Below are 13453 nucleotides of genomic sequence, written 5' to 3' on the forward strand. Positions count from 1 at the left end.
TCACGTTACCCACCGACCGCGCCGACGAGGCGGCTCACCAGCCGGTGCGCCGCGACGGGGTGCTGCTCGGCCAGCAGCCCGGCGGCGGCGAGCACGTAGTCGCGGTCGACGACGACCTGCGGGGCCCGCGGCAGCTGCCACCCGCCCTCGAAGGCATCCCCGGTCGCCGGCTCGAGCACGCGGCGTACGGCGTCGCACCCGCCGTGGCGCAGCACGCCGCCGGAGCCGACGAGCAGGTCGACCTCCCGGAGGTCCTTGCCGCTCCGCTCGACGACGCGGCCCTCGGGGCTGACCACGACCTTGCTCCGCCCGGCGTGGCGCTCGAGGGCGATCCGCACGGCGGCTGCGGCGATGTGGAGGTCGACGTCGCGCTCGGCGTCGCTGTCGGGCAGGTAGTCGGGGTGCCGGCGGCGGCGTGCCGCTGCGTCCGCCAGGTCGTCGCGCCCCGCGGCCTCGACGGTCGACACCGCCGACCACCGCATGCCGAGGTCGCCCTCGACGGTGCGGGTCACAGGGGTCGTGGCGACGACCTCGCGGGCCAGTCCGCTGTCCTCGGGGTCGAGCTCGACGACGCTGTGCACGTCGGTGGTCGCGCCGCCGACGTCGACGACGACCACGTCGCCGGCGCCCGGGTGCTCGTCGTCGAGACCGCGGGCGAGCAGCTCCACGCCGGTGAGCACCACGTCCGGGGTCGCGCCCTGCACCATGTCGGTGAAGGAGCGGCCGCGGGCGTCGGTGCGGCTGCTCAGGTGCTTGCCGCCGATGACGTGGCTGAGGAAGATCTCCCGGATCGCCCGCCGGGCGCCGTCGGGCGCGAGGACGCCGATCCTCGGGACGACGTTGTCGGCGAGCACGTGGGGCGTGCCCGAGGCCGCGAGCAGCTCGGCCACCAGGGGCTGGGAGTCGACGTTGCCGGCGACCACGACCGGGCCCGGCCAGGGGACGCGGGAGAGGAAGGCGGCGTCGCCCTCGAGGACCTCGGCGTTGCCGCCGTCGGTGCCTCCGACGAGCAGCACCACGTCGGGCGCGGCCGCACGGAGCCGGGCGAGCTTGTCGTCGTCGAGGCCGCCCGAGAGCACGAGCACCACCTTGCCGCCGCTGGACAGCGCGACCCGGCGGCCGGCCTCGGCGGTGACCAGCTCCTCGTTGCCGACGACCGCGACGCGCAGCCCGCCGCCCGCGCTGGAGCAGGCGACCACCTCGGCCTCGAGCGCGCGGGGGTCCTGCTGGGCCAGCGCGCTCACGCAGGCGTCGTACCCGTCGAGCACGTCGCCCTGCCCGGTCGCGTCGGGGAGGGTGGTCGGCGAGCTGGCCGTCGCGACCAGGTCGCCGCTGTCGAGGTCGACCAGCGCCGCCTTGGTGTACGTCGAGCCGAAGTCGACGCAGAGCACGGTGCTCACAGCAGCGCCGAGAGCCCGACGGCGGTCCGCTCGGAGGCGAGGGTCCGCTCGTCGGCGAGGGACGGGCGCGGGTCGAGGGGGTCGGGCGAGGTCATCCCAGGGCCCGGTCGAGGTCGGCGACGAGGTCGCCGACGCTCTCGATGCCGACGCTGAGCCGGACCAGGTCGTCGGGGACCTCGAGGTCGGTGCCCGCGACGCTGGCGTGCGTCATCCGGCCGGGGTGCTCGATCAGGGACTCGATGCCGCCCAGCGACTCGGCGAGGGTGAACACCTCGGCCCGCTCACAGACCGCAAGCGCCTGCTCGACGCCGCCCGCGACCCGGAAGGAGACCATCCCGCCGAAGCGCTTCATCTGCCGCGCGGCGACCTCGTGGCCGGGGTGGGAGGCGAGGCCGGGGTAGATGACCTCCGTGACCCGCGGGTCGGCGTCGAGGAAGGCGACCACCTGCTCCGCGTTGTCGCAGTGGCGGTCCATGCGCACGTGGAGGGTCTTGAGGCCCCGGTTGACCAGGAACGCGTCGAACGGGCCGGCCACCGCTCCCATCGCGTTCTGGTGGAAGGCGATCTTCTCGGCCAGGTCGAGGTCGCGCACCACGACCGCTCCCCCGACGACGTCGCTGTGCCCGCCGACGTACTTGGTGGTCGAGTGCACGACGACGTCCGCGCCGAGGGTGAGCGGCTGCTGGAGGTAGGGCGAGGCGAAGGTGTTGTCGACGACGAGCAGCGCTCCGGCGTCGTGCGCGACCGTGGCGAGCGCCTCGATGTCGCCGATGGTGAGCATGGGGTTGGTCGGCGTCTCGACCCACACCAGCTTGGTGCGCCCGGGCTGGATCGCCGCGGCCACCGCCTGGGTGTCGGCGACGGAGGCCGCGCTGTGGTCGGTGCCCCAGACCTTCGCGACCTTGTCGAAGAGCCGGTGCGTGCCGCCGTAGGCGTCGTCGGGGATGACGACGTGCTCGCCGGGACGGGTCAGCGCCCGGATCACGGTGTCCTCGGCCGCCAGACCGGAGGCGAATGCGAACCCGCGCTCGCCGTCCTCGACGGACGCGAGCGCGCCCTCGAGCGCCGTACGGGTGGGGTTCGCGGAGCGGCTGTACTCGTAGCCGCCGCGCAGGCCGCCGACGCCGTCCTGCTTGTAGGTGCTGCTGGCGTAGATGGGCGGGATGACCGCCCCCGTCGTCGGGTCGGGCTCGTAGCCGGCGTGGATCGCACGCGTCTCGAAACCGGACTTGTTGGCGCGTTCCTGGGTCACACGCCGAGCGTAGACCCCGCGCAGCCGGCGGGGCACAGCGGAACGGCCGCCACCTCGGCGAGGTGGCGGCCGCTGCCGCGTGCTCGGTCTGCGTCAGGACGGGGCGAAGACGGCGGTGAGCGCGCTGTCCGAGACCGTCATGTTGCCGGCGAACTCGTCGCACACGAGGTTCACGGTGACGAGGTTGCCCTTCGTGACCGGGAAGCCGCGGGTGCCGGAGATGACCTCGCTCTCGCTCACCTGGGCGGCCGGGATGTTGGCGTACTGGAGGAACTCGAAGTCGACGGCGTTGCCCGTGGTGAGCGAGCAGCGGGCTCCCCCGTCCCCGGCCCCGGACGCCCAGGCGTACGCGCTGGACGAGGCGACGACGGTGCCGTTGGCGGTCGGCACGAGGCTCACGGAGCGCACCACCTTGTCCGCGGGGTCCAGCGTGACGGCCTGGTCGCCCCCGGCGAAGGCCGCGACCGAGTTGGCGAACGGCGCGAGCCTCGCGTCGACCTCGGCCTTGGTGTAGGTCTCGGACTTCGTGTAGCCGGAGCCGGCGGTCTCGTAGCTGCCCTTGGGCTGGTAGCGCGCGTCGCTCTGCTTCTTGGTGTGGAAGGTCTTGGCCGCGAGCGGCTTGAGGTCCTTCTTCCAGATCTTCTTCCAGCTCGTGGCCGCAGCCTGGCTGACCTCGGCACCGGCGGGCGTGACGGCCAGAAGGCCTCCCCCGACCAGGACCCCGAGGAGGACAGCGACGACGAGCCGTCGTACCGATCGACGTGGAGACATGACGTTCCTTTCCGAAGGTGGGTGGTGTGTCACGCCACCGTCCTCCGGGCGCGGCCCTACGCACATCGGTGTGACTACGACGGTCCAGACCGCGTAGTCCTACGTACGTCGCTTGCCCGGCGCGCGACAATGGGGACATGTTCGGTTTCGGCAAGCCCACGACCCTGCCCAGCCCCGAGGAGGCCCTGCCCGGCCGCGCGGAGCAGCCGTGGGCCCTCGGGCAGCACCTCGTCCTCGGCACGCCCGTGGTCAGCGACGACGTCCCCGCCGGCCACGAGGTCGCCCTGCTCGGCCTCGGCTGCTTCTGGGGCGCCGAGGAGATCTACTGGCAGGTGCCCGGCGTGTGGTCGACGTCGGTCGGCTACGCCGGCGGCAGCACGCCCCACCCCACCTACGAGGAGGTGTGCAGCGGGCGCACCGGCCACACCGAGGCCGTCCGTGTCGTCTTCGACCCCTCCGTGGTGTCCTACGCCGACCTGCTCAAGAAGTTCTTCGAGATCCACGACCCGACCCAGGGCATGCGGCAGGGCAACGACGTCGGCACCCAGTACCGCTCGGCGATCTACTGGACCACGCCCGAGCAGGAGCAGACCGCCCGCGAGCTGACCAAGGTGTACGGCGACGAGCTCGCGCGCCGCGGCCTGGGCGAGATCACGACCGAGATCCGCCCCGCCAGCGAGACGCCGTACTACTACGCCGAGGACGCGCACCAGCAGTACCTCTACAAGAACCCGTTCGGCTACCGGTGCCACGCGAACACGGGCGTGAGGTTCCCCGAGACGGCCTGACGCGCAGGCGCGGCGGCCCCACATCCCCACTTTGAGTGACGTGGACGGTCCCGGGGGGCGCGGCCCGTTCCCGTGCCTAACGTGGAGGTCCGTCTTCGGGTAACGCGCTGATGGAGCTCGTTTGAGTCGCGACAGGGAAGCACCACGGACCGGCATCGCCGCGGCAGCAGCAGTCGGTGTCGGTCTTGCCCTGTGCGCCATGGCGGTGAACCTGGCCGGTCCTTCGCAAGCCGCGACAGAGAAGCTCCCGAACCTCACGCCGCTGCCGGCCAGGGACATCATCGCGGTCCAGAGCGGTGGCACCCTGGAGATGCGCTTCTCGGCCCTCAGCTGGAACAACGGGAGTGGCCGACTCGAAGTCTGGAGTGGCGCCGGGGACAGACAGTCCGGTCGACAGAAGGTGTACCAACGCATCTACTCCGACACTGGCACCCGGGACGTGCTGGCGGGCTCCTTCGTCTACCACGAGGCGCATCAGCACATCCACTTCGATGACTTCGCGGTGTACACGCTTCAGCCAGTGAACGCGCCGGGCGCTTCGCAGCGGACGAGCGCGAAGACCACGTTCTGCATCATGGACACCCATCACATCGATGCCCGACTGGCCGACTCCCCGTCCTCTCCCCGGTACACCACGTGTGAAAGTGACGTCCAGGGGATGTCTGTGGGTTGGGGCGACATGTACGGCAACTATCTCCCCGGTCAGAGCATCGACATCACAGGACTACCGGACGGCTCGTACAACCTCAGGATCGAGGTCGATCCGCACAACAGGATCGTCGAGTCCGATGAAGGCGACAACGTCAGCAACCGGGTCGTGACGAAGAGCGGCAACAGCATCACAGCCGAACCGACAGCCGACCCGACACCCGACCCGACACCCGACCCGACACCCGACCCGACACCCGTCCCGACACCCGACCCAACCGTTGCTGGCCCCACCAGCACCACGACGAGCTCGACCGAGCCCTCTGTAGAGGTCCAGTCACCACCCGTCTTCGGCACGCGAAGGCTGTCCCGCGCCGCGTGGCGGGAGCGCTACCGCGAGGTCGTGCGGTACTCGGGAGCCATGGAGTCCGTGCGGCTGCGCGGGCTGCCTCGCGGGCTGACCTGGACGGCGCGGCCGGGACGGATCGAGATCCGCGGGAAGCCCCAGCGACGGGGGCGTTTCGACGTGCGGGTGGTGCTGGTGGGCCCCGACGTGTCAGCCCGCCGGACGTTCCGCCTCACGGTTCGCTGACTGCGGCTGCACCCTGGCCGGTCAGCGCGGGATCGTCGTGCTCCGATGGGCGGAGAGCGCTCGCTCGTCTTCAGGGCTGGCAGCGGCAGCCGTCTCGCAGCGTCAATTGCGGCGGAATGGGTCACCTTTGCGACTGCGCGGAAAGCGGCAGATCCGGACATTCGCCGGTGGAGCCAGTCGCGTGTCCACGTCGCCGAACTGTCGTGATGGGGCGGCAGACTGACCGGGTGAGGTTCCTCGTGTTCTGTGTCGTCATCGCCGCTGCGACGGGGTTGCTCGGCGAGCGGTACCTAGTCGTCGGCGGACTGTGCTGCGCAGATCCGCGTGGTAGGCGTCGTGTACACGTCATACGGAATGACGAGCCGGGAGGCCGCTCGCCACGTAGAAGCGGACGAGGCAGAGTGTCATGACGTCGGAGCCGATGCCCAGGGCTCGGTGTTCGCAGACACCCCGCACCAGGTACACACATGGACGTTCAAGGGCTTCTCGCCAGACGAGGTACTAGGTGTCAGGTACGGCAAGAACGGCTTCGGAGTCTTCGTGGCCGACACTGGTGGCACCCGACGACCGAGGGCGCATCTACACAGACCTCTCCGGCGACCAGTTCTGACGCACGGATCTCGGCAGGTTCGTGCGCTCATCGCGGCATGAGCGGTCGCCTCGGAGGTGCTCGGACTGGCCGGCGGCTACGGTCAGTTAGGGAGTACCAGCACGGCAACCATCACGAGCCCAAGAACACCCAGCACCAAGGCGCCGCCCGTGCGTGGACGAGCGTATGCGTGAACCTGTGGCGGACCCCGCCGCGACTCAGAAGTGATCGCGGATGTGGATCGGCCGCGGCGCAAGCACCCGGTCGAGGGCCTCGTCGTTCTCCATGCCGCCAGAGAGGTGCCCGGCCATCCGGAGGTTGGCGCAGGTCTGGGCGCCGGCCCAGGCCAGTGCGAGCCCGCCGGGTGTCAGGACGGGACCGTCGGCGATCGCGGCCGGCGTGCAGGTGGCCTTTCCCCGCTCGATCACCAGGCGCCAGGCCCCGTTGGTCGTCCCGAGGTGATCCCCGGAGACGGAGAACGTGACGTCGCCGTCCACCGGCCAGTCGCGGCCGGCGAACGCGCCGGGCAAGTCGTGCACGCGCAGCATGTACGGCTCGCGCTCCACGGCCTTCCAGTGCGAAGACGGGAGCGACAGCCGGGCCACGTCGTGGCCCGACGTACGCAGCCGCACCTGGCCGACCACGCTGCCGAACGAACCGAGGACGTGCCACAGGGCGCCGTAGGCGTCGCCGCTCAGTGCGAGCAGATCGACGACCTCAAGGGTCGCGGAGTCGCCGGTCTCCTGGCCGCGGTCCCAGCTCGCGAAGCCGATCACCTCGCCCGCGTCGTCGACCGCGAGCGTGACTCCGGTGAACGCGTCGATGAAGGCCTTGGCGTCGGCCGGGAACGACGGGCCGCGGCGCGTGAGCGGGCCGTTCTGCGCGGCCGCCCAAGCGTCGTACACCTCGCAGAGCGCGTCGAAGTCGGCGGGCGTCGCCCGGCGGGTGCGCACGCCGGACGGGGCAGTGATACGGGCCAGCGTTGCTGCGGGGACCTCGACCGTGTCGTAGGACGAGATCACCTCGTAGCCGAACTTGCGGTAGATCCCGGGAGCGGTGCAGAACAGCGTCGACACTGCTTCCCCGCGCTCCCGGAGGCCGTCGTCGAGGGCTGCCCGGAACAGTTCGTCGAGCATCTTCTCGCCCCGCCGCTCGGCGGTCACCACGACGCCTGCGATGCCTCCGGTGGGTACGGCGCTGCCGCCGAACCACGAGTGGTACTCACGGGTTGCCAGCCGCGCCACGAGGTGGTCGTCGTCGAACGTGCCGTACGCGTGGTACCCGGGCCGCGGGGGATCGTCGGCGCTCGGCGGCGTGGTGCCCGGCGGTAGGTCGCCGAACGCTTCGCGGATGAGCGCCATCGACTGGTCGAAGTCGTCCCGGGCGAGCGGTCGGGTGGTCAGGGGCATGGCCGCAGCCTAGGAGGCGTCGCGGTTGTTCGCGCGGCAGTCACGTCGGGGGCCTCCCTTGCTTCCCATTCGACGTCCGCTCATCGGCATGTCCGGATGCTTGAGGTACGCCGTCCGGCGGCGGAATGATGCATGCTTACGAGCCCATCGAAGCTGCCTCACCGCCGTTTGCCTAGGCTGGGCAGCCCACCGGACACCGTGCGAACGCTCTTTTTTCCCCGCGCCCTCCAAGCCTTGGCCACCTTCACACTGCTTCCGGGACACTTGCCGGTACGAGAGTCATTGCGGTGAGTTCTTACGAGTCCGTTCGTTGTGATTGAGAACTCCCGCCCGCAAACTGGGCACTTCGCAAATCTGGTCGTGCCAACCGTTCGAACGCGAGCTACATCCGGGATCCGGGTCTCGCCTCTCGCCTTCGCCTTCCGGGCTCCTTGCGTCCCCTTGTTGACGTTGACACGCTCGCTCTTCCTAGTCGATGTCGCGAGCCGACGGCGCACTCCAGCGAGCAGTTCTCTTGCTCGTTTGAGGTCTCCGCCGTCAACGGCCTGCTGGATGGCGCGGCGCTCCGCCTCAGTGGCGCCACGGTCTTCCTGCTTCACCCGTACATATTGACAGTGCGCCGGGGCATAGCCGACTTGGTCGCTGGGGTGTGATGAGCCTGCCCGCGCATACGCAATGTTCACCGGAGTAACAGGCTGCCCTCGTTGCCACACGACTAGGCGGCGGAGTGACTGCACGCGGTGTTGCTGACCCGCTGCGAGCTAAGCCTGGGAAGCCAGCGCAAGGATGGCGGTCAACTCGGGCACGCGCTCGCGCAGATCAATCAGCTCCACTTCTGAGCCGAAGCTCGACGTGAACTCGCTGATCGGAATAGTCAGCGAGCCGAACTGCTGAGTGAACCGCTTTCGAAGGAAGGCGGACGAACGGTTCAAACCCCAGTCGGCACTTGATCTGGTGGTACGTAGGAAGTGAATCGGCTGCTGGCCTACCACGAACAGCTGTCGCTGCCTGCCCGAGTCGTCCAGCGCCAGATGCACCAGATCGGCGAACACTCCGCGCCTCCGCATCGCATCGGCGCCCTTCCGAATGGACACCTTGAACTCGGCCACGCGCCGATCAGTCTCGAGGTCGAACGGTCGGGTGGGATCGTTGCCAGCTGCGAGCGAGGGCCGATTGGAAATCACCTCGCCGGGCTGAGGAGGTGGCGCAGAGACTGGGCGATCACGCATGCGTGAATGACGTCGTTAAGGCGTCCGATCGTGTTGCGAACCTGCACTGCGGCTGCGGCCACTTCGATTGTCAGACCGATCGACCCCACCCGCTCGTCGAGCTTCGAGAGATCGGCTCCTAGAAGGAGGTGCTCAGCTTCAGAGACGCGCTGGGTCAGATCACCGGCGCCGAGAAAGTGAACCAGTCGGCCGATCGCGGCTGCCAAGTCGTCGTCGTGTGTTTCGGGCATCCTCATATTGTGCGTCCAAGCCGTCTTGACCGTCGGGTAGACAGCGTGCGCTCCGACCGGCACGCGGCGCTATGACGCACGACTGTTGGACCGAGACTTACCTCGCGCCCAAAGGTTCGCTCGCGAAGGCGGCATCGCACCATGCCTCAAACACCCGCCGGCGCTCGCGTGCATAGGCCGAGTCGTCTGATGGGTGAATGTGCTCATATGCAGCTGGGTAGGACCGGAGTTGAGGGGGCTTGGTGGCCGAGATGGACCAGGTCAACGTCGTCATGAAGATGTCCCCACTTCCAGTCCGGAAACCATGGATGGCCGGGACGTGTTGATACTCGTATGCAGCAATTTGAATGCGCCGCTCGGTGATCCGCTGCGCCTCGCTGTACTTGACGATCCTGGTCAACGTCTCGCGGCCTTCGCTTGCCCAACGCTGCGGACAAGATGGATTGACCGACGATGTAGTCGCAGCGAAGCGAAAGTCCCAACCGTCGAACTTGCCGTTGTCCAACCAGCGGCGCACAAGCGGCCAAGTGCTTGTCAGCGAGATGCCTACAACGTCCAGTCTCATCTCCTTGGTTGTGCGCGCTTCTTCCATGACCGCCTTTAGCGCGGTGAGAGCGTCGTCGTCGCTAGGGATGACCTTGGATCCGTGTTCAACGTCGTCTAAACGTCTGGTGATCTCGACGGTCTGCCACAACACGAGAGTCAAGATGATGGGCAAGATGACTCCGACGTTGAGCCACGACTGATTGACCCCGACGCTCGCCAACCACTCCTTCACAAGGGGCAGTTGCGTCGCCAGGTACAGGAGCACGAAGAAGACTGCAAAACGCACCTGCAAGTCCTGCCAGGCTGTCTTCAAGGGCTGCCATCGTGCTGCCCAGGTGGCCCACTTCCTCGGTCGGTCTCGTCGCGTATTCATTTGAACCCTTCGGTCGGTTGATTTGCGAGCATCCTGCCGTCAGTCGTCGCACGTCGGGCCGAATTGGCCAACTGTCTCAGCAGCAGACCGCTGAACGCCGATGCCAAAACGTAACCGAACGTAGGCACTGATCTTCAAAGCCCAGCATCTCCGTGACGTGCCCGGCTTAGCCTTCGCGCATGGGGAAGATCGCTCGGGGACTCGTGGTCCTCGTGTTGCTTGGCAGCTGCTTCGGGGGCGACGGGGACGTTGACTCGAATGATTTCGACTCTGGCTACGGCGACACCTACGACGGCACCCGGCACGACGACGTCAACGGCAACCCCGTACCCGACGACTGCGAAGCCTGGGCGGAATCGGACAGTGATCCGTTCGCCGACGGTGATACATACGGCCAAGAACTCTGTGAGGCGTGGGACTAGGCCTGATTGCCCTTCACCACGTCCCTTCAAGCGGCGCAATGACGCGCGGACCGGCCAGCCAAGGGCAACGCGGACGCCAGTAGCTGGAAGTCCCGCAGTGCTGAGCGTGACCATGGATAGTGGGCGCATGAGCGAAGAGGCGAGGCGCAAGCACATCGCGAGGTACGCCGGGGCGTCAGTTGGAGGGCTCCCCATAATTGGGCCCCTTGTCCAGGAACTGACTACGGATGCGATCGAAGTGGTCCTGGACGAACAGACACGTCTCCGATCCACCGCGCTGCGGGCTGCCGAGCGATCGGCGGGAATGACTCGAGAGGAGATCAGCGACGCTCTCATGGCGTCCCCCAACCTTGTGCCACTGGTGTCGCGAGTGCTGTGGACGGCCGGCATGACCGGACATGACGAGATCCTGGAAATCCTTGGCGGAGTGCTCGGAAGCATCCTGCTGACACCCGACGACACTGAAGAGGCCGAGCTCATTTTGGCCGGCATTACCAACTTGAAGCGGATCCATCTTCAAGTGCTCCGCAAACTTGGCGAGCAACCAATGGCTCGTGTGAAGACGGAGCATTCGTACAGTCTGGTCGAAGAGTATGAGGCCGCTCTAACGGACGAGGGGGCGATGCCGAGCAGGACGCCAGATGCCCAAGGGTATGTGCTCCAAAGCGCGGAAACATGGAATGCGGAGGCGTTGGCGTTCACAACTGGTCTGTCTTTGACTCGCACCCAGCTGGCTTTGGCGGGCTTGATGAACGCTGGATTTGCGCTATCGCCCCCCGTACTGAATGGCCCCGGCTATCTCGTCTCGCCAGCGGGCACCCTTGTCTGGGAGGCAATCCAGCGTTGGCAGGCCGAGTCCTAAGATCGTACCCACCGAAGTTGACGCCCGAGATCGTTCTCCAGTTGAGAGCGACGCGCGGTCGACAGGCGGCGTCAAGACGCAAAGTCGTGGTGCCGCGTACCGTGTTAGGGCTCCGCTTGGCTTCGGCACGGAGCAGCCCGAGAAAAGGACTGCTTCCGCCCGCTCCTGCAGGATGATGCGGCGAAGGCCAATGATCGAGTCAGAGTCGGGGATACCCCATGAGGTGGATCTCTTCACGGGTGCGGTGCCACAGGCCGGTTGCTTGGGACTGGGTAAATGTCCCGAGGGGACCGACGTTCGCAATGTAAACGTCGATATGCGCGGCGCCCCCATACTGGTAGTGACGTGGGAGTGACGCCCACTGGGCGTATTCGTGCGCTGCGACCAGTAGCGTGTCATTCGCGATCTGGACTGGCACGGGGTTGAGAGTGGTGCTCTTGGTTGAGTCCCGCCACGCCTGGGTCAGGTGTTCGACTAAACGGTAGGGGTCGTACGCGTCCCAGCGTGTCGTCCAGGCGTCGAGCATTTGTCGATCGAGGACTTCCGAGTCCAGGATTAGAACCTGTTGGACATCGCGTTGTGTGATTGGCAGGTCCGGGCTCGTATTGAGGAAGTCCTGCGCGAAGTTTCTCAGCGCGCCGCTCGCTTGGGCCCAGGCGAGAAAGTCGTTCAATTCCTCCGGTGTCCACCACCGGGCCACTAGGTCCAGCAAGGGATCGCTGGCGCTGCCGCGTCGACGCCATTCGGCCAGTCCGATGTCGGGTCGGATCCAGCCCAGTCCCCACGTGAGCAGGTGGAAGAGTGGCGCCCAGAAGGCGAGCATCTCTTCGGCGGCTTGTTCTCGCTGCCCCGTTGCGGGGACGCGGTTGGCCGGGGCGGGCGGGATTCCCTTGGCGCCCGCTGCCCAGGCTTGGGGCAACCATCGGTCTCCCGCGTGGAGCGGTGGGCGCATGTCGACCAGGCGCAGGTGTGTCAACGGGCCGCCGGCGGCGGGCGTGTCGCTCTTTGCGGAGGGCAAGACGGGGTCGGGCTCGGCCGTCAAGAGGGTGATCCCTGCGTCCTTGTATGCGCGGGCGGGGTTCGGACGCACGGATGCGTAGCCGAGCCGCCTCAGTTCGGCGTCTTCTTCCTTGGTTACCCAGGTGATCCACATGTGTTGGTCGATGATGTCGAGAACTTCCTCCGGCGAGGTTGCCTTGCTGATCCTCGACACGAACCAGTTGATCGGGGTCATGTGTTCGTAGGTGAAGGTCTTATAGCCGTCGATCTTCTTCTGCGAGTGCCACGTCGCGTTGCGAAGATCCACGCCCATCGATGATGCGATGGCGTTGGCGGTCTCGCTGATGCGAGGTGGCCGCGCAGCCGGCACGAGGATGTCGCACAACTTCCGCAGGTCGATGCTGATCGCTTCGCGCAGCCTCGATCGTTGGTGAGCGTTGAGGTCGAGTTCGTATAGGGCGTGGCACTTGTGGAGTAGTCCGGCCGCGAATGGTTCGACCAGGGAGGCGAAGTAGGCGGTCGGCATGTGCACCCCGCCTTCGACATCGTCAGGGATCAAAGCTGGACGTGTGGACTCCTTGTTTCGCGGCTGCGGCGGTGGGTCCATGGGCGGTGGTTCTGCCGGCGGAGGGCGATTCGAGGTCTCGCTATGAGGGCCGCGTCTGGCATCTTCTTGGTGGCGGGACTGGTCAGATTCGACTCTCTGACGGCCACTGGCTGCTACCGCAGAGCGCAGCGGAGCCGAGTGCCATTCACCATCGTCGAGCCGCCACGTCTGATAAGCAGGACCGTCAGGGAGCGTGGTGGGTGGGGAGCTGGGTTCGAAGTCGAGGCCGGCGACAGTCAGGGTTTCTGAGTACGTGCGCGACGTCTGCTGGTACTCGCTCTGGATGCGTGCCTTGTCCTCGGGGGTGGCTTCTTCCGGGACAACCATGAACTCCAATGGAGTCGCGGGTTCGGCCCAACTGAGTTCACCATTCGGTGTGATCGCATGCACGCGCTCATTGGTCATGCGGTGATTGGCCCGGAACAGGAGCGTGCCGTCGTCTTGCCATACGAATCGCACCGACCAACCGGCTGCGTGAAGTTGCCCGGCGACGCGACGTGCTACGGCCTCTTCCGGCAGAGTGAGTCCCCATCTGTCGAAGTAGTCGGCGAAACTGGCCTGCTGCGGGGTCATGAAACTCATTGTGGTCGACGGTCGGATATGGCGGGGAGCATCGATCGATTCACGTGTGGAGCTAGGAGAGCGTTGCCGACGTCAGTCCACGCACCGACATGGCAGTACGCGGGCGTGGTCATCACGGCCCCAACGCCGGGGGGAGATTGAAGCGCCACGGCAC

The 13453-nt window shown here is 67.2% G+C and carries 12 protein-coding genes and 1 pseudogene; 5 read left to right on the top strand and 8 right to left on the bottom strand.

Translation table 11 applies throughout. The features are described 5' to 3' along the window. Nucleotides 1-5 precede the first annotated feature (5 nt). From J3P38_RS04430 to J3P38_RS04440, 3 genes are all read right to left on the bottom strand, one after another. Entirely contained in the window at nt 6-1400 is a 1395-nt protein-coding gene (locus tag J3P38_RS04430; protein WP_210502786.1) for a glutamate mutase L, read from the bottom strand. Between the two features lie 91 nt (nt 1401-1491). Continuing rightward, nucleotides 1492-2652 (bottom strand): cystathionine gamma-synthase, encoded by a 1161-nt coding sequence (locus tag J3P38_RS04435; RefSeq protein ID WP_210502787.1) that lies wholly within the window; start codon nt 2650-2652, stop codon nt 1492-1494. 93 nt (nt 2653-2745) lie between these two features. Next, nucleotides 2746-3423, bottom strand: a complete 678-nt coding sequence (locus tag J3P38_RS04440) for a hypothetical protein (protein ID WP_210502788.1) — start codon at nt 3421-3423, stop codon at nt 2746-2748. A gap of 137 nt (nt 3424-3560) precedes the next feature. On the opposite strand from J3P38_RS04440, the gene msrA reads away from it, so the two are divergent. The 3 genes and pseudogenes from msrA to J3P38_RS18505 form a co-directional block, all read left to right on the top strand. Then, a complete protein-coding gene (gene msrA, locus J3P38_RS04445) occupies nt 3561-4211 on the top strand; it encodes a peptide-methionine (S)-S-oxide reductase MsrA (protein WP_210502789.1) in 651 nt (216 codons plus the stop codon). Between the two features lie 199 nt (nt 4212-4410). Then, nucleotides 4411-5451 carry a lysyl oxidase family protein gene (locus J3P38_RS04450; RefSeq protein ID WP_210502790.1) on the top strand — a complete coding sequence of 347 codons (1041 nt, stop codon included), beginning with the start codon at nt 4411-4413 and terminating at the stop codon, nt 5449-5451. Between the two features lie 306 nt (nt 5452-5757). Further along, nucleotides 5758-6102 (top strand): annotated as a pseudogene (locus J3P38_RS18505) (DUF6281 family protein); the annotation flags it as partial. A 156-nt stretch (nt 6103-6258) separates the two neighbouring features. On the opposite strand, the gene J3P38_RS04455 reads toward J3P38_RS18505, so the two are convergent. From J3P38_RS04455 to J3P38_RS04470, 4 genes are all read right to left on the bottom strand, one after another. Beyond that, the gene (locus J3P38_RS04455; RefSeq protein ID WP_210441325.1) at nt 6259-7449 is read right to left on the bottom strand and encodes a GNAT family N-acetyltransferase; all 1191 of its coding nucleotides are present in this window, start codon (nt 7447-7449) and stop codon (nt 6259-6261) included. Between the two features lie 761 nt (nt 7450-8210). Then, the gene (locus J3P38_RS04460; protein WP_210441323.1) at nt 8211-8558 is read right to left on the bottom strand and encodes a hypothetical protein; all 348 of its coding nucleotides are present in this window, start codon (nt 8556-8558) and stop codon (nt 8211-8213) included. A gap of 71 nt (nt 8559-8629) precedes the next feature. After that, nucleotides 8630-8908, bottom strand: a complete 279-nt coding sequence (locus J3P38_RS04465; RefSeq protein WP_210441321.1) for a hypothetical protein — start codon at nt 8906-8908, stop codon at nt 8630-8632. Between the two features lie 97 nt (nt 8909-9005). Continuing rightward, nucleotides 9006-9767 (bottom strand): hypothetical protein, encoded by a 762-nt coding sequence (locus tag J3P38_RS04470; protein ID WP_210502791.1) that lies wholly within the window; start codon nt 9765-9767, stop codon nt 9006-9008. A 239-nt stretch (nt 9768-10006) separates the two neighbouring features. On the opposite strand from J3P38_RS04470, the gene J3P38_RS04475 reads away from it, so the two are divergent. Next, entirely contained in the window at nt 10007-10249 is a 243-nt protein-coding gene (locus J3P38_RS04475) for a hypothetical protein (RefSeq protein WP_210502792.1), read from the top strand. A gap of 127 nt (nt 10250-10376) precedes the next feature. Continuing rightward, nucleotides 10377-11111 carry a hypothetical protein gene (locus J3P38_RS04480; RefSeq protein ID WP_210502793.1) on the top strand — a complete coding sequence of 245 codons (735 nt, stop codon included), beginning with the start codon at nt 10377-10379 and terminating at the stop codon, nt 11109-11111. Between the two features lie 199 nt (nt 11112-11310). Here the strand turns inward: J3P38_RS04480 and J3P38_RS04485 are convergent, their stop codons facing one another. Then, nucleotides 11311-13290: a hypothetical protein gene (locus J3P38_RS04485; protein WP_210502794.1), complete on the bottom strand. Its 1980-nt coding sequence runs from the start codon at nt 13288-13290 to the stop codon at nt 11311-11313. Nucleotides 13291-13453 lie beyond the last annotated feature (163 nt).

It is taken from the genome of Nocardioides xinjiangensis (assembly GCF_017916455.1).
In the GTDB taxonomy this organism is placed as follows: Bacteria; Actinomycetota; Actinomycetes; order Propionibacteriales; family Nocardioidaceae; genus Nocardioides; species Nocardioides xinjiangensis.

Coding starts and splice junctions, on each gene's coding strand:
- J3P38_RS04440 (WP_210502788.1), bottom strand. CDS start 3,423: ATGTCTCCACGTCGATCGGTACGACGGCTCGTCGTCGCTGTCCTCCTC.
- msrA (WP_210502789.1), top strand. CDS start 3,561: ATGTTCGGTTTCGGCAAGCCCACGACCCTGCCCAGCCCCGAGGAGGCC.
- J3P38_RS04450 (WP_210502790.1), top strand. CDS start 4,411: ATGGCGGTGAACCTGGCCGGTCCTTCGCAAGCCGCGACAGAGAAGCTC.
- J3P38_RS04455 (WP_210441325.1), bottom strand. CDS start 7,449: ATGCCCCTGACCACCCGACCGCTCGCCCGGGACGACTTCGACCAGTCG.
- J3P38_RS04465 (WP_210441321.1), bottom strand. CDS start 8,908: ATGCCCGAAACACACGACGACGACTTGGCAGCCGCGATCGGCCGACTG.
- J3P38_RS04475 (WP_210502792.1), top strand. CDS start 10,007: ATGGGGAAGATCGCTCGGGGACTCGTGGTCCTCGTGTTGCTTGGCAGC.
- J3P38_RS04480 (WP_210502793.1), top strand. CDS start 10,377: ATGAGCGAAGAGGCGAGGCGCAAGCACATCGCGAGGTACGCCGGGGCG.
- J3P38_RS04485 (WP_210502794.1), bottom strand. CDS start 13,290: ATGACCCCGCAGCAGGCCAGTTTCGCCGACTACTTCGACAGATGGGGA.